The following is a 25506-nucleotide window of genomic DNA, read 5'->3' on the forward strand; positions in this document are numbered from 1 at the left end:
TCCCCCCACGCACTAGAAGAAGTATTTATGCTCACCTTGATTGGCTTAGCCATTGTTGTTGTCATCGTCGCCTTGCTGCTGAGCGAGAAGGTCTCGCCCGTGATCAGCATGGTGCTGGTGCCCCTTGCCGGCGCCCTGATCGCTGGCTTCAGTACCAGCGAGATCACCGGTTTCTACCGCCATGGCATCAGCTCCGTGGTGCAGGTGGTGACCATGTTCATCTTTGCCATTTTGTTTTTTGGCGTGATGAACGATGTGGGCCTGTTTGACCCGCTGATTCGCGCCATGGTGCGCATCACGCGCGGCAATGTGATTGCCGTGGCCGTGGGCACGGTGCTGATCTCAGCCATCGCTCAGCTCGACGGCGCAGGCGCCTCCACCTTCTTGCTGGTGGTGCCGCCTTTGCTGCCGCTCTACCAGCGGCTGAAGATGAGCCCCTACCTGCTGTTTTTGCTGCTGGCCGCCAGCGCCGGCGTGGTCAATATGCTGCCCTGGGGCGGGCCGGTGGGCCGCGTAGCGACCGTGCTGGAGATGGATGCCGTGGCGCTGTGGCGCGAGCTGGTGGTGGTGCAGGGCCTGGGCCTGGCCTTGCTGCTGGTACTGGCGGTGTTTCTGGGCCTGCGCGAGCAGCGCCGCATCCGCCAGCAGGCGCTCAAGGCCGAGCTGGCGCAAGCCCTGCCTGCTGCGGAGTCCGGCTCTGAGCCTGCACCGGCGTCTGCAGCGGTGGCCCCATCGGCGCCCACATCAGCTCACCCCAGCCATGTCGACGAGCTGGCCGCTGCACTGCAGCCCCATGCCGCCACCGAACTGGCCATCCAGGCCGCTGCAGCCAAGGCCGCCGATGAAGCGCGCGCGCAGCTGCTGCGCCCCCGGCTGCGCTGGGTCAATGCGCTGGTGTTTTTGCTCACCTTGGCGGTGCTGGTGATGGGCGTGTTCCCGCCCGGCTATACCTTCATGATTGCGCTGTGCGTGGCCCTGGTCATCAACTACCCCCAGCCCAAGGTGCAGATCCAGCGCAACAATGCGCATGCGGGCGGCGCCATCATGATGGCCAGCATCATCTTGGCGGCCGGTACGTTCCTGGGCATCCTCAAGGAGTCGGGCATGCTCAACAGCATTGCGCGGGCCTTGGTTGATGTGCTGCCAGCCGTGCTGCTGCCCTATATGCACCTGGTCATTGGCGCGATCGGCATTCCGCTGGAGCTGGTGCTGAGCACCGATGCCTATTACTTTGCGCTGTTCCCGGTCGTCGAGCAGATCACGTCGCAGGCGGGGGTGCCATCCACCTCGGCAGCCTACGCAATGATCATCGGCAGCATCGTGGGCACCTTTGTCTCGCCGTTCTCGCCAGCGCTGTGGATGGGCCTGGGCCTGGCCAAGCTGTCGATGGGCCAGCATATCCGCTACTCGTTCTTCTGGATCTGGGGCTTGTCGCTGTCACTGTTGGTGCTGACCTGGATGCTGGGCATCATCTGACCGGCACGGTGCCAGCCCTGCCCCAGGGCAGCGGCCGGCCGCGCAACACGGCGCTGGGCGGGCCTGGGCCAGCCGCAGCGCCCGCTGCGCACCGTGCTAGCGGCGCAGCAGACGGACCGCTGCAGCGCGCGCAGGCGCGCTCTCCTCGGCCGGTGCCGGCCGCGCTTGCAGCGACTGCCGGAAATCGCGCGCATAGCCAAAGCTGGGCGCCGGGTGGCGCGCGGCAAACCAGAAGGTGGTGGCCGCCGCAATCTGCGGCCTGCAGTACCAATAGGCATGGCCATCGCCGTCCATGGCCCACCAGCGCGCATCCTCTGGCGCCTGGCTCCAATCGATGCTTGAGAAATTCATAGTTGAGCTTGTAAAAAATAAAGGACATCCCCGCGCCGGCCGCCCGGCCCGTCGATGGGCCCGGTCTGCAGCACCAAGGAGCGGAGTTTCGGAAATGCACCAGGGACCGCCCTTGCTGCAGCAACGCCGGCCCGGTCAAGACATGGCATTCGGGCAAAGGGGCAGGCTGCTGCGGGCATGCACAGCGCATGGGCAGCATGGGGGCAGCAGGCTGCGGCAGACAGCGCGCTGGCCCAGGGCCAGGGCCAGGGAGGCGCTGAACGCCACCGGTCAAAACCGCCCTGTGGGCGGCACGCCAGCCTCGGGCCGATCTGTGCGAAAAAACCAACTTAAATAATATACTATATCTATCGTTAATAAATAGCGATAAATTCAACAAATGTTAGGTATGCCCACGATCTACCCCATGTGTGGCACAGTCGCTACCCATCGCGGCGCCAGTGCTTCGCCCTTCATCGGTAAAAATACCGATGAAACAGAGGCGTTTTCGTAAAAATCTCCGGAACTTTTACGCTCCGGCCTGGTGCTATCCAGCTGCCATCGGCACCTGTTCCCAGCCATTTTTTTACGCATCTGTAAAAAATTTAATTACATAGCAATTTACAATTGGAGTAATTATTTTGATTTGAAAAAATGAATTCATCATGACCCACGTTTACCAGCCGCAGAGATCGGCATCCATCCCCACATTGCGGCAGCTCAGCTGCTTCAAGCAGGCCGCTGAGCACCCCACCTTCACGCAGGCCGCCCAGTCGCTGGCGATGAGCCAGCCGGCCTTTTCCTCCGCCATTCGCGAACTTGAACTCACGCTGGGCGTCACCTTGTTTGACCGCAGCATGCGGCGCGTGCGGCTGACGCCGGCGGGCGAATCGGTACGCGCCCAGGTCAGCTGGATGATTGCCACCTTTGACCAGGGCATGGAGGAGATGCTGCAGCGGCTGCAACACCAAAGCCATGCCATCCGCATCCACTGCATCCCCTCGGCATCGCAGTGGATTGCGCCGTATATGGCCCAGTTCCAGCAGCGCCACCCGGAGGTGCATTTCGTGCTCGACGACATGCACAGCGACACGCTGATCGAGTCGATCACGCAAGGGGATGCGGATATCGCGGTGGGCCTGCAGTTCGACACGCCCTCGCACATCGATTCGCGCCTGATCGCCACCGACGAGATCATGGTCGTGCTCTCCCCGCGCCATCCACTGGCCCAGCAGGCCAAGCTGCACTGGCACCATCTCAAGGACCAGCCCCTGGCGGTGCTGCGGCGGGGCAATACCTATGACATGATCACCACCGTGCTGCGCGAGCAGGGCGTGCATGTCAATGTGCCGCACAACCTGTCGTCGATCGAATCCCTGTACGCGCTGGTGCACAGCGATCTGAAAGTCGGGCTGATATCCAGCCTGAGCAAGCAGGCGCACTCTGATCCGCAGCTGTGCTACCTGCCGATCGCCCGGCCGCAGCTGGCCAGAAAAATTTGCCTGATGAAGCACGGCAAGCAGGCCGGAACGCCGTTGCTGGTGCAGGCCTTCTGGGACATGCTGTGCGATACGCTGTGAGCCAGCCCCGGAGACCGCTTACGGGCTGCCAACCGGCAACTGCATGCCCCTCCCCGGCGCCAGTGCGCCAGCGCCACAGCCCAGACCGGCGCTAGTCTGAATAGCCTTTGGGCCAGGCACCAGGCCGCTCACAACAGGCCTCCCAGTTTTTGCCCCGCGCCGTGTGGCCAATGCCGGGGTTCAGGCTGTTGCTCGGGTCCAGCTGGCGGTAAAAATCAGCCAGTGCAGGCTTGGCCACATAGAGGTGGCCCACATTGTGTTCGGCCGGGTACTCGGCCCGGCGCGCATCGAGCAGCGTCCACATGCGGTGCTCCATCGCCAGCGGATCGACACCCTTTTTCACGATGTAGTCCTGGTGGAAGACATGGCAGAAAAAGTGGCCGTAGTAGAGCTTGTGCACCATGTCGGCCTCGACCTCGGCCGGTAGCTGCTCCACCCAGTCACGGTCATTGCGGCGCAGGGCAACATCGAGCGCGACGATGTCTTCGACCTGGGCGCGGTGCACTTCGCGGTAGCGGATGGCGGCGCCGGCAATCGCAAAGCGGTGCAGGAAGGCCTTGCGCCCTTCATCAGCATCACACTCAAACCAGCCGCCACTGGCGCTGCCAGCAAAATGCGTGCTCAGAAACGCGCGTGTGGCGTCTGCCGTGTCGTTGGCCACGCGCAGCAGCAGGTGGTGCTCATAGCGCTCGCGCCACTGGCGCATGCGCGGCGGCAAATGGCTGGGCAAGAGGTTGGTGACCGCCTGGATGATGCGGTCGCTGACGCCGCGCAGGCCCAGGCGCTCAAAGAAGCCATCGACCCGGCTTTTGAGCGCAAAGGCCGCAGGCACGCGGGCGGTGCCAAAGCGGTCAATCAGCAAGAAGGTGTCCTTGCCGTATTGCTCGCCAATGTCGTAGGCGGTGCGGTGGATGTACTCACCGGCAATCGGCAGCTCCGGCAACGCAGTGAGCAGATGGCGGCGCACGGTGGTCAGGTCGTCGGCCGCATTGCTGCCGATATAGAACACGGTGCTGGGCACTTTGGGAAAGGTATCGAGCCGCACCGCAAACAGGCAGAGCTTGCCGGCCGAGCCCGAGGCCTCAAACAAGCGCGAGGGATCGGCATTGAAGCGCGCGGGCGAATCCCGGTCCACATCGCGCACGGCGGCGGCGTAGCGCGGGTCGGAGGCAGCGCGCTGCGCATCGTGCGTGATGTCGGCCTCGCGGTAGTCGCCGTTGTGCAGGCGGGTCAGGATCTCTTGCGGCGTGGCACCCAGCGCAATGCCGAGGTGGTTGACCAGCGCCAGCGAGCCATCGGCCCGCACCTGGGCATAGAGCGCCAGCTCGGTATAGGCCGGTCCGCGCCGCACCAGCGAGCCGCCGGAGTTGTTGCAGATGCCGCCCAGCACCGAGGCACCGATGCAGGACGAGCCGATGACCGAATGCGGCTCGCGGCCCAGCGGCGCCAGCACCTGCTCCAACTTGTCCAAGGTCGCCCCCGGCAGGCAGACGACCTGGGCGCCACCCCCAATCACCTGCACCCCGGTGATGCGCAAGGTGTTGATCAGCACAATCTCGCGGTCATAGCCGCTGCCGTCGGGCGTCGATCCACCCGTGAGTCCGGTGTTGGCCGCTTGCATGATGACGATGCGGTCGGCCGCCACAGCGGCCTCCAGCACCTGCCACTGCTCCCACAGGCTGGCCGGGCGCACCACCGCCAGCACCGGGCCTTCACCGGTGCGGTGGCCTTTGCGAAAGCGGCGCGTGGCCTGGTCGCCCGTCAGCACATGGGCGGGGCCGACGGCCGCGCGCAGCTGGGCCAGCAGCGCATCGCGCGAGACGGGGGTGGTGGTGGCAGCGGTCATGGCGGGTCTTGGTAGGGTACGTCGTTTACTGGCGCACCAGCAGATCGCCGTTGATATCGGCCACCTTGGCCACGCTGGTCAAGGTCATCGCCACGCGCATTTCCTTTTCCATCAACTCCAGCAGGTGCTTGACGCCCGCCTGGCCCGAGGTGGCCAGCGCATAGATAAAAGCGCGGCCGAGCAAGGTGGCGTCCGCCCCCAAGGCGATGGCGCGCACGATGTCGAGGCCATTGCGGATGCCCGAATCGGCCAGGATCTTGATCTGGCCCTTGACCGCATCGGCAATCGCCGGCAGCGCACGGGCGGAGGACAGCACGCCATCCAACTGGCGGCCGCCATGGTTGCTGACCACAATGCCATCGGCGCCAAAGCGCACGGCATCCTTGGCGTCTTCCGGATCGAGGATGCCCTTGATGACCATCGGGCCCTTCCAGAAGTCGCGGATCCATTCCAGGTCCTTCCAGGAGATCGATGGATCAAAATTGCTGCCCAGCCAGCCGATGTAGTCGGCCAGGCCCGTGGGGCTGCCCCGGTAGGCGGAGATATTGCCCAGGTCATGCGGGCGGCCGTTCAGCCCCACATCCCAGGACCAGGCGGGGTGGGTGAGGGACTGCCAGTAGCGGCGCATCGCCGCATTGGGGCCGCTCATGCCCGAATGCGCATCGCGGTAGCGGGCGCCGGGCACGGGCATATCGACCGTGAACACCAGGGTGGAGCAGCCGGCGGCCTGCGCGCGCTCGAGCGCGTTCTTCATAAAGCCCCGGTCCTTGAGCACATAGAGCTGGAACCACATCGGCCGGCCCAGGCCCGGCGCCACCTCTTCAATCGGGCAGACCGAAACGGTGGACAGGGTGAAGGGAATGCCATGGGCAGCGGCGGCGCGCGAGGCCTGCACCTCGCCCCGGCGGGCAAACATGCCCAGCAGGCCGACGGGCGCGAGGATGGCGGGGATAGAGAGCTTTTCGCCAAACAGCTCGATGCTGGTGTCGAGCTGGCTCATGTCCTTGAGCACGCGCTGGCGCAGGGCCACATCGGCGTAATCAGCCACATTGCGCTTGAGCGTTTGCTCGGCATAGGCGCCGCCATCGATGTAGTGGAACAGAAAGGGCGGCAGGCGCTTTTGCGCGGCGGCGCGGTAGTCGGATGCGGAAGATATGATCATGGTGGCGCTCTCAGGGCTGGGAGGTTTGTCTCGGTATGTTGGTTGTCAGGATCCGCGCAGATCAGGGCACACCCGGCAGGCTGGGCATCAGCTCGGCCGGCAGGCGCATCGATCGCTCGCGTCGCGCGCGCTCTTCATCCATTTGCAAGATGGTGTGGCGCACATGCTCCAGGTGCTCGCCAATGCAGGCGCGGGCGCGCTGCGGGTCGCCCTCCAAAATCGCCTGCATCAGGCTTTGGTGCTGCACGGTGAGCTGCTGCAGCGTGACCGGGGCGCTCAGGCGGAACATGTCGTGGCGGTTGCGCTCCACGGTAGACAGCACCACGGTGAACAGGCTTTGCATCACCTGCACCAGCACCAGGTTGTGCGATGCCTCGGCAATCGCCAGGTGGAACTGCGCATCGGCGCGCGCAGCCAGCTCGGCATGGCCGCTTTGCTGGTGCTCGATCATCACGTCAAAGCAGCGCTGGATGCGTTCCTTGTCTTGCGCGGTGGCACGCTGCGCGGCCAGCCAGGCGGTGCTGCTCTCCAGCGCATGGCGGGTTTCCAGCACGTCATAGCGGTAGTTGGGGTCGGCATCGATCAGCCCGGCCAGCGGCGCCATGGCCTCTTGCAGCCAATCGGCAGATGGCACGGTCTGCACATAGGTGCCATCGCCCCGCCGGGCCGACAGCACCCCCTGGCTGATGAGCTTTTGCAGCGCCTCGCGCACTGACGTGCGCGACACCCCCAGCTCCAGCGCCAGTTGCCGCTCTGCCGGCAGGCGCTGGCCCGGCTGCAGCCCACGGGCCTGCACCAGGGCAAGCAGTTTTTCGACGACATGGTCAGCGAGGCGCATGGGGAAGAGCTTTCAGGTGGTATGTGTTCTCGTCGCGGGCGCCACCAACGGCGATGGCGCAGCAACGCTCAATGACCCGGAATCATCCATGGAAACACATAAGCCTGCAGCGTAGTCATCAAACCGATGATGACCGCAAAGATCAGGCTGTGCTTTACCGTAAAGCGGAACAGATCCGATTCGCGCCCCGCCAGACCCACGGCCGCGCAGGCAATGGCGATGGACTGGGGCGAGATCATCTTGCCCGTCACACCGCCGGTGGTGTTGGCGGCCACGGTCAGCACCTGGGGCAGGCCCAGCTGCTGCGCGGTGGTGGCCTGCAGCGCGGCAAACAGTGCATTGGCAGAGGTGTCCGAGCCCGTCAGGAACACGCCAATCCAGCCCAGGAAGGGCGAGAAGAAGGTAAAGGCTTGGCCCGTGTGCGCCAGTGCCAGCGCCAGGGTGGCCGACAGGCCCGAGTAGTTGGCGACAAAGGCAAAGGCCAGCACCATGCCGATGGAGTAGATCGGCACGGCCAGTTCCTTGAAGGTCTCGGCCAAGGTTGCCACTGCCTTGGACGGCGACAGGCGGGTGAAGGCGATGGTGATCAGCGCCGCAATCAGGATGGCGGTGCCGGTGGCCAGCAGCCAGTTGAAGGTGTAGACGGCGCCATATGGGGCAGCAGCGGCCACGACGGGTGGCGTCTTCTCGACCAGGTTGTGCAGAAACGGCACCGGAATATTGATGACGGTGGACGCCAGCGGGCCACCCGCGGCAAACAGCGCCTTGAAGGGCTTGATGCTCCAGACCGTGACCATGGCCGTCAGGATGATGAAGGGCGACCAGGCCTTGATGACGGCAACAGCCGTCAGCGGCGCGCCCGAGGACACCGGTGCTGCAGGCACGGCGGCCGCACCCTGTTCACCCGCCTCTGGCGTAAAGCGGAAGATGCGCTTGGGCTGCCAGACCTTGAGGAACAGGGTCAGCGCAATCAAGGACACGATGGCCGAGGTGATATCGGGCAGCTCCGGGCCAATGTAGTTGGCGGTGAGGAACTGCACGATCGCAAACGAACCACCACCGACCAGCACCGCAGGCCAGGTCTCCTTCACCCCGCGCCAGCCATCCATGATGGCCATCAGCCAGAACAGCACGAGCACGGTCATGAAGGGCAGCTGGCGGCCCGCCATCTGGCCAATCGCAAACGCATCGACGCCCGAGACCTGGCCGGCGACGATGATCGGAATGCCCATCGCGCCAAAGGCGACCGGCGCGGTATTGGCGATCAGGCACAGCCCAGCGGCATACAGCGGCTTGAAGCCCAGGCCCACCAGCAAGGCCGCCGTGATGGCCACAGGCGCGCCAAAACCTGCCGCGCCTTCCAGAAACGCGCCAAAGCAAAAGCCCACCAGGATGAGCTGCAGGCGCTGGTCCGGCGTGACCGACAGGATCGACGAGCGGATCACATCGAACTGCCCCGTCTTGACGGAGATCTTGTACAGAAACACGGCGGCCACAATGATCCAGGCAATGGGCCACAAACCATAAAAGAAGCCATAGACGGCCGAGGCCAGCGCCGCGCTGACGGGCATGCGGTAGAACAACAACGCCACTGCCAGCGCCAGCACCACCGTGACGGTGCCCGCCTGGTAGCCCTTGAGCCGCAGCTTGGTCAGTGCCAAAAAGAAAAACAGGATCGGAATCAAGGCCACCAGGGCCGACACCCAGATGTTGCCAGCCGGGTCGTAGTTTTGCTGCCAGAGAGTTTGCATGGCGATGTCTCGAAGTTATTGGAGGGGCGCTTGAGGCGCCTTGTTCTTGGGCTGTTCACCGGGGGCTTGGCGCAAACGGGCTGCTTGGGATGCCCTGTGCTTGGCCTTGGCTGGTGAATGGCTTGTTCGCTATGCCGCCGGTTGGACCTTTGGTTTAAATTGGTATTACCAATAAGCCATGAAATCGCTAACCTGCGGCAAAGTTGGGCGATTATTGGGGAATCATGCAAATTTATTGCCAGGGTAAACCCGTAATTTAACAATTCATAGGCCAATTTTCATTATTGGTAATACCAATTCAAACCAACAAAATTGACCTTGGTCGCTGAATGAAGGCACTGACCACTCGCCACAGTGCTGGCATGGCAGTGACCGCTCACCCGTCCTCCGCCAAGAGGAACGTCAGAGAAATTCCCCAATTTCAGGGATAGCATTTTTCGCCCACTCGCATACCATCGCGGGGGTCCGCCCGCGCGTTTTTTTGCTTATCCATGCTTGAACCTTCGTTGCTTGTTGAAGATGCTCTTTTGCCTGTCCCCGTCCTGGTCGTGGAGGACGAGCCGCTTCTGCAACAACGCTTGCGCCAGGTGCTGCACCAGCTTGGCTATGAGGACGATGCGCTGATCTTTGCCGGCACGCTGGCAGAGGCGCGGGCCGTGGTCGCCGAGGGGCCGGTGGGCCTGGCCTTGGTGGATTTGCGCCTGCCCGATGGCAATGGCCAGTCGCTGATCGAAGAGCTGCGGGCCGAGGATCCGGGGCTGGGCATCCTGGTGGTGTCGGCCTGGAGCTCCGAAGAACTGATCCTGAGCGCCTTGCGCGCTGGGGCCACGGGCTATGTGCTCAAACAGCGCGACGATTTCGAGGTGATGCTGTCCATCCGCAGCGTGCTGCGCGGGGGCGCGCCGATCGACCCTTTTATTGCCCGGCGCATTTTGCAGCTGCTGCCACTGCGCGTGCCCAAGCCGGCCGACCACGCAGCGCCCGCTGCCAGCGGCGGCGAGCCCGATGTGGGCCTGACGCCCCGGGAGGCCGAGATCTTGCGCCTGGTAGCCGATGGCATGAGCAACCGTGAGATCGCCAATGAAGTGCATCTGTCCCGCCATACGGTGGAGAGCCATGTCAAGCGCATTTACCGCAAGCTGGCCGTCTCCTCGCGCATGATGGCGGTGCGCGAGGCGCGCGCCCGGGGAATGATTGAGTGAGCCCGCGCGCTCACCCCCTGCCCCGCCTGTTGCAAGCCGGGGCGTACCTGCTGGCGCTGCTGCTGGCACTGCTGTTTGGGCTGCTGGCTGGGCCTGCGATGGCCCAAACCGCGCCAGCCAGCACTCCCCAGGCTGGCAGCTGCAAGGCGCGAATCCTGCACGTGGATGCGGCACGCGCCAGCGCACTCAACCCGCAGCTGCCAGCCCCGACCGAGGGCTGGGAGCCGGTCACGCTGCCCGATCTCTGGACCCAGCGCTGGCCTGCGCACGATGGCGCCGTCTGGTACCGCATTGCCTGGCAGCGCAGCTGCGCCAGCCCACCACCTGGGCTCGATGCCGAGTCCTCCTCGCCCCCTGAGCCCATTGCATTGGGCATTGATGGCATCAGCGTGGCCGGTGCGGTGTATGTGAACCATGACCTGCTCTGGAGCGATGCCTCCCTGGTCGAGCCGCTGTCACGCAGCTGGAATGTGCCGCGCTGGTGGCTGCTGCCCGAATCGCTGCTGCAGCCCGGGGTCAACACTATCTGGGTGTATGCGGTGGGCCACCGCGCCTTGAGCCCGGGCCTGGGCCAGCTGCGCCTGGGCGCGCCGCAAGAGGTGGCCCAGGTGCAGGCGGGCAAGCAATGGCGCCAGCGCACGGTCTACTTTGTCAATGCCGTGCTGTGTGCGATGGCCGGGGTGCTGTTCTTCAGCATCTGGTTGCTGCAGCGCAAGGCCCGCACCTATGGCTGGTTTGCGCTGATGGCCTTGTGCTGGATGCTGTATTTGAGCACCTACCTGGCGGGCAGCCAGTGGCCCTGGCCGGATTCGCTCACCCGTGCCCGCTTCAGCCTGGTGGCACTGCTGGGCTATGTGCTGAGCGTGTGCATCTTCACCTTCCGCTTTGGCGCGCAAAAGCTGCCCTGGGTGGAGCGCTTTTTGTGGCTGCTGGCCTTTGTCGGTGCAGCGATCACCTGCCTGTTGCCGGCCGAGCATTCGCGCCAGGGCTTTAGCCTAGTGTGGCAGGGCGCGACGGCGGTGTTCCTGGTCAATGGGCTGCAGTTCCAGCTCCACGCCTGGTTTCCGCGCAAGCGGCCGCGCAATCTAGCGCATATCCTGCTCGCCTGCATCTGGCTGCTGCTGACCTTGGTGGCGCTCAACAACCTGTACTCGGTGCTGGACCGCTGGCAGGTGGCGCGCGACTGGGCGGCGCTCAGCGGCGTGCTGGTGATTGGCCTGCTGATGCTGCTCCTGGGCGGCCAGCTGGTGCGGCAGATGCATGAGGTGCGGCGCTTTAACCGCGAGCTCAAACAAGGGGTGGAATCTGCCCGCAGCGAGCTGGCCCAGGCGCTGCAGCGCGAGCATGTGCAGGCGCTGGAGAACGCCAAGCTGCAAGAGCGCATGGCCCTGGCCCATGACCTGCACGACGGCCTGGGCGGTGCCCTGGTGCGCAGCATGGCGCTGGTCGAGCAGGCGGACGAGACCATCAGCAGCGCGCGCGTGCTGTCCTTGCTCAAAAGCATGCGCGATGACCTCAACCAGCTGATCGACTACGGCTCCAGCGCCGGCGCATCGGTGCCCGACACCCCCGTGCAATGGGCCGCGCCACTGCGCCACCGCATCACCCGCATCTTGGATGAGATTGGCGTGCAGACCCACTGGAGCATTGCCGCGCAGTGGCAGGGCAGCGTCGAAGAAGGCAAGCGCCCCAATGCGCTGCAATGCCTGCTGCTGACCCGGCTGGTGGAGGAGGCGCTGTCCAACGTCATCAAGCACAGCCATGCCAGCAAGGTGCGGGTGGAGTATTCGCAGCCCCGGCCCAACCAGCTGCTGGTGCGGGTCGAGGACGATGGCGTGGGCTTTGATGTGCAGGCCGTGCAGCGCGCCGGCCAATCAGTGGGCATGCGCAGCATGGCCGCCCGCGCCGAACGCCTGGGCGCCAGCTTCAGCGTGCAATCGAGCCCGGCCGGCACGATGGTAACGGCGGTGCTGCAGCTGGGGGCGGGGCTGCCTGCGGCAGCGCCGGGGGCCGCTGCGCGTTGAGCGCGATCTGCCTTGCTACAGACAATGAGAGGGGGTGCGGTGACGGGCTCTGCTGCGCGCGCAGTGAAGATCGCCCATGGCTCACCATCAAAAAAGGCCACCACAGACAGCTGCCTGTGGTGGCCTTGAGTCTTTATCCGCAACAAAGATCAGCGCTTAGTGCTTGACTGCCTCACGCCAGCTGATGCGCTTGCCCTGGGGCTTGGGGGCTGCCACGGGGATACGGATATCAATCGGATCGCCCACCACACCGGTTTGGACGTGGCTGGTGACCGTGCCATCTTTGTCAGCGGTCAGCGCATTGCCGACGATGAGGGTATCGGGCACCTGCACGCCCGCCTGTCCGCCATCGGGGCCATCGACCACTGCCTGCCCGGTCTCCACGTTGAGGTAGTTCAGCCAGCCGTAGCCGCCTGCCTCGCAGGGTTCATCCGTGGGCACATTGCTGGCAACGACCAAGGTCGTGCCGGCCAGGCGCAGATTGACGTTCACCCGCTCACGCTTATCGGGCAGATCCACATACCAGCCTTTTTTGCGGTCTTTGCAGGCAGCCTCGCTGCTTGCGCAGCTGATACGGCGCGTCTTCGTGCCATCGGCCGCCGTGGCTACTGTCAAGACTGATTGCTTGAGGTCTGCGCGGAAGGCTGGCCCCGTGGAGGTGTAGCCCTCTGCCCTGTCATCAAAGCCATAGATGGACTGCGGGTCCGCATTGCCCAAATCCGCAGGCCCAAACAGCCGCCCGGTGGCCACCAGAATGCGCGGCAGCTGGGTGCTGCCCTGCACCAGCTCCACCCGGGTGGTGATGGGCTGGGGTTTGCCGCCATGGACCAGTTGCACCACCTTGTTCACCTCGAAGCGGCTGGTCGCCACATTCCACTGAAAGCGCCAGACATTGCCGTCCAGATCGCCGCCGTAGAGCAAGCGGGTGGTGTTGTCGCCTGCGGGGTCGCGCAGGTAGTTGTTGAGCTCGCGCAGGCCGCTGCCGGTGGGGGTGGTCATTTGCTCCATGCGTTCGCCGGTGCTGGCATTGAGCACAAACACATGGTTGCGCCCATCGGCATTGTTGTAGCCCGAGGTCAGGAACACGGCCCAGGTGCCATTGGGGTGCTTGGAGACCAGGGGCCGGCCAAAGCTCAGGCCCATGTTCGGCAAGCTCGCTTCCCACAGCGGCTTGGGGTTCCTGGGGTCGCTGATGTCGAGCGCATAGTAGCCCTTGCCGCCCTTGTTGAAGCCGCCCACCAGGATGGTTTTCCAGCCGCTGGCGTCGCGGATATCGGCCACCACGGGCGCGCCGTCGACAAAGTAGCGGTGGCCGCCGTCGTAGTCGACGCTCGCCAGCCGCGCCATCTCGGGCATCACGGCGGTGGGGACAAAGGCCCAGCGCTCGCGCGCTGCCTGGGGCACGTCCCGGCCACCAACGGTTTCGGTCTTGCGCAGGTCGGTCTCGGCATCAAAGGCATGCAGCATGCCGTCATTGCCGCCCACATACACCATGGGCTTGCGGTTTTGCTGGCTCAGGCGGTAGGCGGCATAGCCGTCATCCCGGTAGCGGCGGGTGGGCTTGCCCACATACAGCGGCTGCGAGCCGATGATGTCGCCCAGCCGGCTCTCGCGCGGGCGGAAGAGGCGCTGGGCATCGCCCAGTGCAAAACCCTCCAGGCTGCGGTCGCCGCGCAGAAAGTTCACCAGGTTGGCACCTGCTGCAGCCTGCTGTTGCGCATCGCTCATCTGCGCATACTGGGCCAGGCGGGTGCTGATGGCCGAGGCATCGAAATGGCTGCGCAAGCTGCCCAGGTTGGCATAGCTGAATTCGGCCAGTGCACCGGCATTCATGAACAGAATGCGGCGGTTGTCGGTGGCCAGGTCGCGCTTGTCCAGCGCCTCTTTGGCCGACCAGCCGACAATGGGCGTGCGCCGCCCTGAGTTCAGGCCGATTTCAAAGGCCTGCAGATCGCCCGACCAGCGGCCGGTGCGGTAAGTGGCGGCATAGGCAAAGTTGTTGCCCGCCTCGGTGATGGGCGAGGACACGCCGACACTGGCGCCAGAGCCCAGGGCCGCACGGATATCGGCAAACACCTCGGCCAGGCCGGCCTGGATGGCGACCGGGTCGTTGGCGCTGAAGTACAGCCCGCGGCCATTGACGGCGGTGTGCCAGAAGTCGTCGATGGACTCGGGGCGCTCGTAGTCGCGGGCGTCGTCCTTGGGCCAGATGGGCCAGGTCTTAAGGCCGCTGCGCAAATGGGCAAAATCGCCCGCGCCGTTTTTGTAGTTCTTGTCGTAGCGCAGGGCACCCGAGACGCCCATGCCGATCACATAGGTGCTCATGTGCTGCCAGGTGGCCTTGTCATCTTCGGCGCCCGTCCCCACGGGCCGCACCTTGTTGTCCCAGCCGCGCGGCGTATCGCTGCTGCTGCCCGGGCGCAGATCGGTCGCGTAGTAGTACTGCGCCACATCGGCCAGCGAGTTGCTGCTGCCGCCCGTTGCCGGGCTCAGATGCTCTTCATCGCAGGGCAGCTTGCCGCAGCGGGTATGGGCCGCTGGCAGCGCAGACCAGGGGGCCGTGCCGGGCTGGGGTTTGCCATTGGTCGGCTGGACGACCGTCGGCGGTGGATCGAGCGGATAGCAGACCGCGGGCGATTCCAGATCGCCGCTAAAGGGGACAATGCCCGGTGGGCTGACCAAGGTACGGCCTGTTTCTGCAGCGCCCACCAGGCTCACGTTGTAGGTCATGTAATCACCGTCGTAGACCTTCTTTTGGCCCTTGTACTCTTGGCAGGTGGCTGCCGGGCAGTCATCCGGCTTGGTGGGCACAATCGTGGTCGAGCCCAGGCCCACGCCGCTGCAGTCGGTCACCACATGGGTCGCTGGGTTGTAGCCGGGCACGCACAGCTCGCCTTGCGGCACGTTGATGGTGGTGGGGCCTTCTTGCACGCACTGGGTCTCTACACCAATGGAATTGGTGCCAGGCTGGCAGGCGGCAAAGGCTTCGGCCGATTGCAGGTAGACGAGGCCGTCGGGGGTGCTTTCGTCGACCTTCAAGCAGGTTCTGGTGCTCCAGCCATTTTCCTTGATGGGGCGCCCTGCGCCCTCCGACTGCGCAACCAGCGCCTCACAGGTTCCATAGGCCAAGTCAGCGTCATAGCTGCGTTGTCTGCAGTTGGAGACCACTTTATAACCATCCACCAGGTCTTGGCAGTTGGGTACGCCCTGCACGGGCTCTGTCATGGGTTGACAGCTCGATTGCGTCCACTCCGGAGGGCCAGACGCCTCAATCACGCATGTCTGCACATTCTCCGTGCGCTGCAGCCTCGGCTGGCACACGCTGTAAATGCAGCCATTCGCTGGTGTGGCATTTTGGGGCGTACAGGTAGCCGGATTGGTCGGTGTCGGCGCAGGCGGCTGCACGCCCTCCATGCCCGGTGCCGGTACGCACTGGTCCGGCCCTCCCGGCATATCGCTCCTGTCGAGGCATTCGATGCCCACCCAGCCGTTGTCGGCAGCTGGGGCCCGCGGCGTACACGATGGCACGCCCCGCCAAGGGTTACGTTGCACCGCGCACGTCAGATCGTAGAGCGGCGCGGGATGGGTGCGGCAGCTCGCCGAGTCTTGCTGCACCGGGCCGCCCCAGGTGTCGCGGATGTTGCTACATTCCACCATGTAGTTTCCCTCGATCCCGGCCTTGCAAGCACTGGGCGCCACCGTGCTGGTCAAGGGGGCGCCTCGCGCCTCACAAAGGATGTTGATGCGGCCGGGCCGGTCGGGCAATTCACCGGGCCTGCAGACGGCCACCCTCTCTGAGGCGCCGCGCTGCCGGCACTCGGTATAGGTGCTGCTGGCCGCATCCCATACCGGTGCACTGGTTACCGGGCAGCTGTTGTCCGTTTCGCCCTCGTCGCCATTGATGGCCTCACGGGTGCAGCTGGTATGCCTAAAACCATTGGCCTGGCTGGCTGCCTGAGGAACACACTGGTCCTGGGGCACATAGCGCTCCTCGCGGTGGCTGCTGTCGCAGTTGCTGTATTCCACCAGCGCGGTGCTGCCGCCTGCAGCGGCAATATCGGCCGCCAGCTGGGGGTGCAGGCTATTGCAGGCCAATACGGGGCCGCTGTAGGCCGGCACAGCTACGCCTTCGCAGGCAATGGTGCCCACGCCGGGCACATACTGGCCATTGCGGCTGCAATAGGCCGAGGCGCTGACATCGCGGTCGGTGGGGCCGTCGCACTCCACCTGGTAGTCTCCCGCCCTGCCGGATGTGCAAGACTGCACCACCTTCCAGCTGTCGCCCCCGGGCGGCTCGACCTTGCAACCGCTGGCAAAGGCCTCGCACACGGCCTTGTCGGTGGTCTTGAGCTCCACCTCGCCCAGTGCCGGGTTTTTATACCAGTAAAAATAGCGCTTCTCACGCATCTGGCTGGCGACCGCCCTGGCCCAGGGCGTTTGGGTTTCCGTGCTCCAGGTGGTGACCAGCTTGTTGCGGTACTGTTTTTTAGTGATGTAGTTCCAGCTGATTCTCTGCTGGTACTGGTTTTTGCTGACGGTATGCGTGCCTTGGGCATACCAGTACTCGCTCTGCGACACCAAGTTCCCGCTGTCATCTGAGCCAGGGGCTTTGTGGGACACCAGCAGTGTTTGGTTGTATCGCTTTTGGGTCCAGCGCAGAGAGCCGACCTTTTGGCTTTGGCGCAGCACATCCTTTTTGATGATCTTCTTGTAGACCGTCTCGGTCTTGGTGCCGCCACCGGGCACGGTCACCTTCCAGCCAGCGGTGCAGTCGGCCAGGCCGTAGGTCACCGATGCATCCCGCTCCAGCTTGTAGCCACTGACCGAGCCATCGTAGACCGGGCGGGGACGCAAGCCTTCGGGCCCGGTCAGCGACAGCGGCGGGCCATCCTGCTGGCCGACCAGGGTAGTGCCATCGATTTGCACCGGGCCTTTGCCCCGGGTCTCCTGGCCCACGTTCCAGTAGCCATCGGTGGTGACGATGGCATAGTGCCGCTGGCAGGCGGAGACGACGGGATCGACAAAGGGCCGCATGCTGTCATTGATGCTGTCGCTTTTGCCCGCGTAATAGCGGCCCACCCGCGCCAGCGCCTCGCGCGTGGGCGAGGTGCCTCCGGTTTGGGTGCCCTGGATGGCCTGAAACCAGGCCTGCTTGTCGCTGCCGGCAAAATCTTGCACCGGCAGAAAATGGCTGTTTGGGCCCGTGCCTGGCTTGGCCACCGTCAAAAAGCCCACCCGGAAGTTGTCATTGAGCGTGCCAAAGGCCAGGCTGACGGAGGACTTGGCCATGTTGATGCGCGTGCGGTAGTAGCTGTACCAGATGGCAAAGTTGCGCTCTTGCGCGGCAGCATTGCCCAGCTTGACGCGGCTCCAGCGGCCACGCATCTGGCCGCCCGGCACCCCGTCGATGGGCTGGGCGACAGTGCCGCTGTCCTGCACGCTGCCGTCATCGATGTGGAGGCTAGGGACATCGGGCCAGGTACAGCTGGCCTCCCGCTCCCAGCTGGGCATCGTGGGGTAGGTGGCGCTGCTGGGGTGCCATTGGAAGTAATAGGCCCGCTGGGGCGGGTCGTCGTTCAGGCTCTGGCGGCGTGTGTCGCCGTCGTACGCCCTAAAGGCGTTGGCAAGGTTGACGGCGCCGCGCGCCTGGTCATAACCATCCTTCCAGGCCGCCGAGAAGCTGGGCACCGGCATGTCGGTGATGCCATCGGCCTGCTTGGGCAGCGGATAGCGGGTATCGGGGTTGTAGTAGAGCGTATTGCACAGCGCGCTCTTGTAGCCCACCGGGAAAAAATTGGCGTTTTTCTCCCAGTCATCGGGCATATGGCTCCATTTCATGGAGTCCGAGGTGTCGAGCAGCAGCATCACATTGGGCTTGGCCTGGTCGGCCAGAATGCCCAGCGGAATATCGGCAATGTCCACCGCATCCGACGATGCGGAATCGGCTGCCGCACTGCTGGCAAACAAGCCCGCTGCCACGGCGGCGGCGGCGAGCATGGCCCCAAGGCCTGCGGCCCGGCGCCCGCGCAGCGGGGGTTTGAATTTCTGAAGCATTTCCCTCTCCTTCGTCCTCATGGCTGATCGGCCCCTGCGGGCCTGCGGCGGCAGCGGGCGTCTGCGCGCTGTTCACTGCCGACCTTGCTGATTTTTTTCTGTCTGGCCTTGGCAGAGGCGGCCCATTGCAGAGCTGGCCTTCTGCGCTGCGCCTTCAATACACCGTCATCTGCACATAGCTCACGGTCGCGCGCGGGCCCAGGGCCCGGGCGCTGATGCGGTACATCGGCCGGTCGTTGCAGGGCAGCACACTGCCTGCGTCGTCCGACGAGCCCGGACAGCCGGTGTTCGGCGGCGTGACGCAAGACTGGCCATCTGCATTCCAGGCGCCGGTATTGCTGCACAGGCGGTGGATCATGTAGTGCACCTCATTGCCCAGACCGTCATCGGCGCTGGCTTGTTTGGCACCGGCGCTCCATGGCAGGTCCTTGGCGGCGATGCCAGGAACGACCAGCGCGTAATAGCCCTGGCTGGGGTTGTTCTGATCCAGCGCGGTGCCGTTTTGCGACAGCTGCTCGAGCTGCGCCAGGCCATACTCCAGGCCCAAGTCGGCCCCGGTGGTGGCGGTCTGCTTAAAAGCCAGGCTGCCGGCAATGGACGAGCCTGTGGTGGTGGTGCGCACCAGCGCAAGGCTGGTGAGCGTCATCACCAGCAGCACGATGAGTGCTACGAGCAAGACCACGCCACGCGCGGCCTGCGGGCGGGTTGCGGAAAGCCTTGTGCGGCCTTGGCGTTTCATGATGCTTGTTGTCCCCACAAGGTATTGCGCAGCGGGATCAGGCTTTCGTAGACGCGGTAGCGGTAGTGCTTCCAGTCATCGCCAGTCATTTCGAATTGCTTGCTGCCATTGGCCCAGCGCGGTGGCTCCTGCGTCACTTCATCGCGCTCGTACTGGGAGCTGCGCACCAGCACCGCCAGACGCACGGCCAGCACCCTGTCCCAGGTCCAGCCGCCGCTCAAGGTCGTCGTCCACTGGTCACTGCCGGCAATCTGGCCGTCACCGTTCAGGTCATAGCCATATTCCGCATGGAAGCTGAGCACATCGTGTGCCACCGCCACGCTGTCGGTGCTGGTCTCGTTCAGGTGGTTGTAATAGACCAGCTCCTGGCCTTCCAGGCTCCAGACATGCAACTGCGGCTCGGGCCCCAGGTTGTAGAGCGCGCCCTCACCCAGGCTGGTCATGCCGCCATCGAGCATATTGCGGCGGCCGCCATGGTTGAAGCGAGGCGCCACCGCGCTGCCGGTATAGAAGTTGGTGTAGCTGCCGGTGCCCTGGCTCACCCGGTTGCTGGGATAGGTTACGCTGCCCGTGTCCGCCGCCACTGTAGATCCCGCGCCAGCGGTGATCTCCATCATCAGGCAGTCTCGGTTATCGCTGTCCGAGGTACCCACCGCCACATCGCCCGCATGCAGGCCAGCATTGGATTTCTCCATGCTGAGGACGCCATTGGCACTGGCCTCGTAGCGCGATCCGCTCACCATATTGGCCGTAGAGCCGCTGAGCACCCAGAGCTGCGTACGACCTTCAGAGGTTGCAATGCGCACGGGGACCAGCGGAAATGTGAAGGCACGGCCATTGCGATGGGCTTGCACCGAACAGCCCAAATGCCGCGCCTCCATCGCCGCAAAGCCCAGGCCCGCCGAGCGGATGTCGCGCTCAATGCTGAACAGGGCCAATGCGCCCGCCGTTTGGGCGTCGGTCACGGCAGAGACGGTGCGGCGCTGCTTCTCAGACACGCCATAGAGCTGGTAGATCACCAGCATGCTCGCCATGCCGATGGCCACGCCAACAAGGATTTCGATGATAGAAAAGCCCGCTTGCAAGGGGCGCTGCACCTGGTTGCTGCCCTTGGGCTTGCTGCGCTGCAGACGAGGCATGGAGGACGCTTTCATGCGAGAGGGCCTAGTGGACATAGGCCTGGATCTGGTAGTTGCGCAAGCCGGCGTCATGCGGGGCTTGCCAGCACAGCGTGACCGTCACCTGGTTCAGGCCGCCGGCGGTGTTGACGCGAATCTGCTGGCCTGCATAAACAGCGCCAGGCAAACCCAGCACATGCTCCGGGCCACCGATGGCAGCAGACAGCAGATTGCCCAGCTCAAAATCATCAGTGCTCTGGCCGCTGAAGCGGCATTGCTCCACATCACCGTCAGGCTGATGCTGCAGTTCCAGTAGCGATGCAGCCAATGCTGCAGGCGAACTGCGGTCGACCTTGAGCGAGATGACCTGCACAATTCGGGAGGCATACATGCCCGCCTCCGTGCGGTAATGCGCCTGGCCCGACCAGTTGACAGACCGGGCAGTGAGCCCGGCGATGCCCAGAATGCCAAACACAATGATCATGATGGCGACCAGCGATTAGATCAGCATCATGCCTCTCTGCCCTGCTGCAGTTGCGTGGGAATGGGAAGACAAGGCCCTGCGAGATATCAGCATTTGCGGTTGTCTCCCTCATCGGTGATGGACGGATCGCACAGCCGGACCTGGCCGCCCGGCGAGATGACCACGCGCAGGCAGCGCTGGCCACCACTGTCTTCCAGGCAGGCAGCGTTGGTAGATTTGAAGGTCACGGCGTTGGCCTGGGATGTGCGGCCCAGGCTGTCAAAGGTGACCGTCTCTTGCTCGGTTTCCACCGTCACAGCCGTTGCACTCTCTGCTGGCTTGCTGGCGATCTCTATCTCACCCACCATCAGCTTCCAACCCAGGCCGCTATCCGTCAGCCCGAGAGCCACATTGGCATTGCGGCGCAGCGCTTCAGCCCTTGCCATCTGAGCCCCGTCATAGTAGGCCTGGGCAACCGTGCGGATCTTGGAATCCAAGATATAGACGCTGGCCGATGGCATGGCCATCAGCAGCAAAAAGACGGTCAGTGCCAAGCCCACCATCAGCTCGACCAAGGTAAAGCCTTGGTTGGATTGGAGCCTGTGCATCAGCAGCTTCCATCCTTGCGGACGGACCAGCAGCCGCTGCCCTTGGTCCAACCCGACGGTGTGCTGGCGGTGTTGCGCGCGCCTTCGTGGGTCAAGACGAAAACAAAACCGGACATGGATCCTTTGCCCTCCGCCTTCACCGTGTAATAAGTTTTGTGCCCGTCACAGATGTATTTGAAGCGGGCAGTTTCTGCCGGCCCCGCAGCTATCCTGCTTTGACAGGCTCTCACATAGGTCCGGTTGTCTTGGTAGAACTGCTCCATCTTGGCCCCCATATCAGCCAGTGGCGTGATGCCCGCCACGATCTGCCCACGCTTGACGTACTCGTCATAGCTAGGCAAGGCAATCGCCGCCAGGATGGCCACAATGGCCACGACGATCATCACCTCGATCAACGTAAAACCGCGCTGCATCCAGCGCCGTACAGGGCCGCTGCAGCCCGTGTGGACTCGCGTCAGCGGTATGCGGACCGCTTGAGAAACCTTCATAACGACACCCCCTCACCGCCGCCGCACCAGAGGCGGCAATGCTCCAAAAAACCGGCTGGTGGATTTCTCCCGGCAGACTCCGCCAGGGAGTCGGAAGGCTTCCATCCATCGATTTCATTTATTGAAATTCAGAAATTCATATGAACTTCATCAGGAGGGCATCATACGTGTCTGTTAGTAAATTACTTTCCAATAACTTACATCAATAGTTATTTTATAAATCTATAACTGCCTAAATTTTGAGCGAGTCAATGCGCTCTGCGCAGAAGACTTGGAGCGGTCCGCAACGCCGTAATAGAAATATTTTGATAGCATCCTAGATAGCAAAAACGTTGGTTAGCGGATGCTGAAAGGCTGGGGAGCCACGGGTGACGGTGAGGAGCGGCGTGCGTTTGGCAACCCGCAAGCGCGCAGGCGCAGCCGATGGCGGGGCATCGGTGCACACAGTCCATGCTGTTGCAAATGTGCAGCGTGATGGATATCAAGGCTGCAGCTGCCAGGCCAGGCCATCGGCCGCCAAGTAGTGAAGGAGCCAGTCGCACTGGCGATGCGCGCCGCAGCAAACAATGGTGGCTGGGCCGCTATGACCAGGCCACCCCCATAAACAGGCCGCCGTACCCACCGCGATCTGCCATGGCGCAGCGCCAGGCAGTGCTGTGGGCTCCAGCAGGCCTGGGTCAGCGCGCCTGCAAGGCCTTGAGCAAGGTAGCAGCGTTGGCCTCGACCATGTCGACGTAGGTGCTGGCAGGGCCGCCTGCGGGCGAAAGCGCATCGGAGTACAGGCGCCCACCGATAGAAGCACCGGTCTCGCGGGCGAGTTGCTCCAGCAGGCGCGGGTCGGAGATGTTCTCCAGGAAGATGGCGCCAATGCGCTCTTCGCGTACCTGTTTGACGAGGGCCGCCAGATCACGGGCCGAAGGCTCGGATTCGGTTGACAGGCCGCGCACCGGTACAAAGCGCAGGCCGTAGGCCTGGGCAAAATAGCCAAAGGCATCGTGGGTGCTGACGACACTGCGCCGATCGGCCGGCAGCGCGGCAAAGCGCTGGCGCAGGCTGGCATCCAGCGCTGTCAGACGGGCGATGTACTGCGTGGCCTGCTGGTCGTAGCGGGCTGCATTGGCCGGGTCTGCTTGGGCCAAGCCCTTGGCGATATTGCGCACATAGGCGATGGCGTTTTTTACATCCTGCCAGGCGTGGGGGTCGTTGGGGCCATGGTTGTGGGCATGGCCGTGACCATGGTCATGGTCGTGATCGTGGTCATGCCCCGCTTTGTTAGCGCCATGGTCGTGCCCGTGGTCATGACCCTGGCCCTTGGGCAAGCTGCGCACGGCAATGCCTTGGGATGCCACGATCTCCTGGCCTTGAAAGCCCGACGCTTTTTTCAGGCGCGGCAACCAACCCTCAAAATCCAGCCCATTGGCCACCAGCACCTTGGCCTGCTGCAACTGGCGTGCCTGCTGCGGCGTCGGCTCAAACACATGGGCATCGCCGTCGGGGCCGACCAGCGCAGAGACGCTGACCCGATCACCGCCGACCTGGCGCGTCAAATCCTGCAAGATGGAAAAGCTGGCCACCACGGGCAGCGGCTGGCCCGCGGCCCAGACCGGCACCATGGGCAAGGCGCTGGTCAGCGCCAGCCCCAGCAGCGCGCGGCGGTTCAGGTAAAAGTTGCTCATTCGGATACTCCCATTGGTTCAGACACAGAATCGTTGGCCGGCCTTTGGCGCTGCGCCCGCACGCTGCCCAGACGGCCCAGGCAGAGCGACAACAGGTACAAGCTGCCCAGGCTCAAGGTGATGGCGGCCGATGCCGCAATGCCCGCGTGGTAGGACAGCAGCAGACCCAGCAGGCTGCCGGCCATCGCAATAGCGGTGGACAGCGCCATCTGCAGGCCCACGCCGCGCAGCCAAAAGCGCGCACTGGCGGCGGGCAGCACCACCAGGGCCACCGCCATCAAGGTGCCCAGCGAATGGAAGCCCCCCACCAGGTTGAGCACGAGCAGCAGCATGAATACCGCATGGCTGATGCGGCCCATGCGCCCCTGCAGGCGCAAAAAGCCGGGGTCCAGGCATTCCATCAACAAGGGCCGGTACACCAGCGCCAGGCCCAGCATCGACAGGCTGGCGATGGTGGCGGTCAGGTACAGGGTGGGGTCATCCAGCGCCAGCACCGAGCCAAACAGCACATGCAGCAGATCCACATTGGAGCCGCGCAGCGAAATCAGCAATACGCCCAGCGCCAGCGAGATCAGGTAGAAGCCGGCAAAGCTCGCATCCTCGCGCAAGGCGGTGTAGCGGGTCACCACGCCCGAGAGCATGGCCACGATCAGGCCGGCCGCCAGGCCGCCGATCGTCATCGCCGGCAGCGACAGGCCAAACAGCAAATAGCCCAGGGCCGCACCCGGCAAGATGGCGTGCGACATGGCATCGCCCACCAGGCTCATGCGGCGCAGCAGCAAGATGGTGCCCAAGGGTGCGGCGCCGGCGCTCAAAGCAAGGCAACCGGCCAACGCGCGGCGCATAAAGCCATAGTCCACAAAGGGCTGCCACAGCAGCTCGGCGATCATGCGCGCCTCCGGGCACTCGCGCGGGCGGCCAGGCTCGGCAGCACATCGGCGCTTGCACCCCAGGCCAGCTGCGTGCCCGCCAGCGCCAAGGCCTGCGGAAAGAATGCCTCCACAACCTCGCGGTCATGCAGCACGGCCAGCACGGTGCGGCCACGTGTATGCCACTGCTGCAACAGCTGCAGCAGCACATCGATGGAGGGCTCGTCGACGCCGGTGAAGGGCTCGTCCAGCAGGATCACCGGCGGGTTCTGCACCCAGAGCCGGGCAAAGCGCATGCGCTGGAACTGCCCGCCCGAGAGCTCGGCAATCCAGCGCGGCTGCCAGCCCTGCAGGCCCACGGTCGCCAGCGCTGCGCTGATCTGCGTCCGCTGCGAATCGCTGACGGCCCCCAACGCACCCGTCTGCGCCCACAGGCCCATGCTGACAAAGTCTTCCACGCTGATGGGAAAGTCACGCTCCACCTCGCAGGCCTGCGCCAGGTAGCCCAGCGCGGCGCGTGGATAGCGGCAGCGCAGCGACCCCTGCATCGGCGCAAGCTGCCCCAGCAAGCCCTTGAGCAAGGTCGATTTGCCGCCGCCATTGGGGCCGACGATGGCCGTCATCGAGCCGGCCGCAAACTGCCCACTGACACCGCGCAGCGCCAGCTTGCCGCCATAGCCCAGGCCCAGGTTGGAGAGTTCAAAATCGATGCCATGCACTGCCGCCGCCGGCAGGCTGGGAACAGACTGCATCATGGCTGCTGCACCGCCCATAGCACCACGCCCCAGAGCAGCGCGCTCAGGCCCAGCGCCAGCAGGCAGCGCGAAAGCGCAGACGCCTGCAAGGCGCTGCGGCGCCTGGTTGTTTGTATTGATCCCATAGCTCGCCCATTCTTAGGTGCCATGCCGCCCAGTCAAGCTGGCAACATCGGCGATGCACCTGCAGCATTTTCAAAATGTGATGTTATAACATCAAATGAAAATACTAACGAAAAAAAGCGCAGCCCAGCCTTGCGCAGGCCGCCATGGACCGAAGCAGAAAAATCGTGAGTTGTGAGGAGAGAAGGAGGCTGGCCGAGGCGCTTAGAACCTGTTCAAAGTCTCCTCGCGCCGCGACAGTGTCTTTGCGAGATGGGATGCGAGGCGCAATACCGCAGCAATAGCCCAGCTATTGCGAGGATTTGCAACGACGCAGACCGCTCGCAAAGCCACTGTCCCTGTGGGTTGGAGTGAAATCGGGCGATTTCTGCGCGCTGGCCCTTGCTTGCACCCCGGTGCAAGCT

18 protein-coding genes are annotated in these 25506 nt (G+C 64.1%); 4 read left to right on the forward strand and 14 right to left on the reverse strand.

The window, feature by feature from the left end:
- The first annotated feature begins 27 nt into the window (after positions 1-27).
- Complete coding sequence (locus tag WH265_RS09540; protein WP_339558101.1) at positions 28-1476, forward strand: CitMHS family transporter; 1449 nt, start codon at positions 28-30, stop codon at positions 1474-1476.
- A 96-nt stretch (positions 1477-1572) separates the two neighbouring features.
- Here WH265_RS09540 and WH265_RS09545 read toward each other — a convergent pair whose 3' ends face one another.
- Positions 1573-1827, reverse strand: a complete 255-nt coding sequence (locus WH265_RS09545) for a hypothetical protein (RefSeq protein WP_312988232.1) — start codon at positions 1825-1827, stop codon at positions 1573-1575.
- A gap of 644 nt (positions 1828-2471) precedes the next feature.
- Here WH265_RS09545 and WH265_RS09550 point away from each other — a divergent pair.
- The gene (locus WH265_RS09550) at positions 2472-3386 is read left to right on the forward strand and encodes a LysR family transcriptional regulator (RefSeq protein WP_339558102.1); all 915 of its coding nucleotides are present in this window, start codon (positions 2472-2474) and stop codon (positions 3384-3386) included.
- A gap of 91 nt (positions 3387-3477) precedes the next feature.
- Here WH265_RS09550 and dld read toward each other — a convergent pair whose 3' ends face one another.
- The 4 genes from dld to lldP all read right to left on the reverse strand — a co-directional run bounded on the left by dld (position 3478) and on the right by lldP (position 8983).
- Positions 3478-5232 (reverse strand): D-lactate dehydrogenase, encoded by a 1755-nt coding sequence (gene dld, locus WH265_RS09555; RefSeq protein WP_339558103.1) that lies wholly within the window; start codon positions 5230-5232, stop codon positions 3478-3480.
- A gap of 25 nt (positions 5233-5257) precedes the next feature.
- On the reverse strand, positions 5258-6394 hold the full coding sequence (lldD, locus tag WH265_RS09560; protein ID WP_339517058.1) for an FMN-dependent L-lactate dehydrogenase LldD: 1137 nt from the start codon (positions 6392-6394) through the stop codon (positions 5258-5260).
- 61 nt (positions 6395-6455) lie between these two features.
- Positions 6456-7232 carry a transcriptional regulator LldR gene (lldR, locus tag WH265_RS09565; RefSeq protein ID WP_339558104.1) on the reverse strand — a complete coding sequence of 259 codons (777 nt, stop codon included), beginning with the start codon at positions 7230-7232 and terminating at the stop codon, positions 6456-6458.
- Positions 7233-7300: 68 nt separating this feature from the next.
- A complete protein-coding gene (gene lldP / locus WH265_RS09570) occupies positions 7301-8983 on the reverse strand; it encodes an L-lactate permease (RefSeq protein ID WP_339558105.1) in 1683 nt (560 codons plus the stop codon).
- Positions 8984-9474: 491 nt separating this feature from the next.
- Between lldP and WH265_RS09575 the strand changes: the two genes are divergently transcribed.
- Positions 9475-10185: a response regulator transcription factor gene (locus WH265_RS09575; protein ID WP_043339384.1), complete on the forward strand. Its 711-nt coding sequence runs from the start codon at positions 9475-9477 to the stop codon at positions 10183-10185.
- On the forward strand, positions 10182-12209 hold the full coding sequence (locus WH265_RS09580; RefSeq protein WP_339558106.1) for a sensor histidine kinase: 2028 nt from the start codon (positions 10182-10184) through the stop codon (positions 12207-12209). The genes WH265_RS09575 and WH265_RS09580 overlap by 4 nt, the downstream gene beginning before the upstream one ends.
- 156 nt (positions 12210-12365) lie before the next feature.
- On the opposite strand, the gene WH265_RS09585 is transcribed toward WH265_RS09580, so the two are convergent.
- The 9 genes from WH265_RS09585 to WH265_RS09625 all read right to left on the reverse strand — a co-directional run bounded on the left by WH265_RS09585 (position 12366) and on the right by WH265_RS09625 (position 24979).
- Positions 12366-18263 (reverse strand): pilus assembly protein, encoded by a 5898-nt coding sequence (locus WH265_RS09585; protein ID WP_339558107.1) that lies wholly within the window; start codon positions 18261-18263, stop codon positions 12366-12368.
- A 154-nt stretch (positions 18264-18417) separates the two neighbouring features.
- Positions 18418-19002: a pilus assembly PilX family protein gene (locus tag WH265_RS09590; RefSeq protein WP_339558108.1), complete on the reverse strand. Its 585-nt coding sequence runs from the start codon at positions 19000-19002 to the stop codon at positions 18418-18420.
- On the reverse strand, positions 18999-20156 hold the full coding sequence (locus tag WH265_RS09595) for a PilW family protein (protein ID WP_339558109.1): 1158 nt from the start codon (positions 20154-20156) through the stop codon (positions 18999-19001). The genes WH265_RS09590 and WH265_RS09595 overlap by 4 nt, the downstream gene beginning before the upstream one ends.
- Before the next feature lie 10 nt (positions 20157-20166).
- Complete coding sequence (locus WH265_RS09600; protein WP_339558110.1) at positions 20167-20604, reverse strand: hypothetical protein; 438 nt, start codon at positions 20602-20604, stop codon at positions 20167-20169.
- Positions 20605-20690: 86 nt separating this feature from the next.
- A complete protein-coding gene (locus WH265_RS09605; RefSeq protein ID WP_339558111.1) occupies positions 20691-21191 on the reverse strand; it encodes a GspH/FimT family pseudopilin in 501 nt (166 codons plus the stop codon).
- Entirely contained in the window at positions 21191-21604 is a 414-nt protein-coding gene (locus tag WH265_RS09610; RefSeq protein ID WP_445228513.1) for a type IV pilin protein, read from the reverse strand. The genes WH265_RS09605 and WH265_RS09610 overlap by 1 nt, the downstream gene beginning before the upstream one ends.
- Positions 21605-22356: 752 nt before the next feature.
- Positions 22357-23355 carry a metal ABC transporter substrate-binding protein gene (locus WH265_RS09615; RefSeq protein WP_339558113.1) on the reverse strand — a complete coding sequence of 333 codons (999 nt, stop codon included), beginning with the start codon at positions 23353-23355 and terminating at the stop codon, positions 22357-22359.
- Complete coding sequence (locus WH265_RS09620) at positions 23352-24245, reverse strand: metal ABC transporter permease (RefSeq protein ID WP_339558115.1); 894 nt, start codon at positions 24243-24245, stop codon at positions 23352-23354. Before WH265_RS09620 ends, WH265_RS09615 begins: the two co-directional genes overlap by 4 nt.
- Positions 24242-24979: a metal ABC transporter ATP-binding protein gene (locus tag WH265_RS09625; protein ID WP_339558116.1), complete on the reverse strand. Its 738-nt coding sequence runs from the start codon at positions 24977-24979 to the stop codon at positions 24242-24244. The genes WH265_RS09620 and WH265_RS09625 overlap by 4 nt, the downstream gene beginning before the upstream one ends.
- Between the last annotated feature and the right edge of the window lie 527 nt (positions 24980-25506).

Source organism: Comamonas sp. MYb396 (assembly GCF_037479555.1).
Lineage (GTDB): Bacteria > Pseudomonadota > Gammaproteobacteria > Burkholderiales > Burkholderiaceae_C > Comamonas.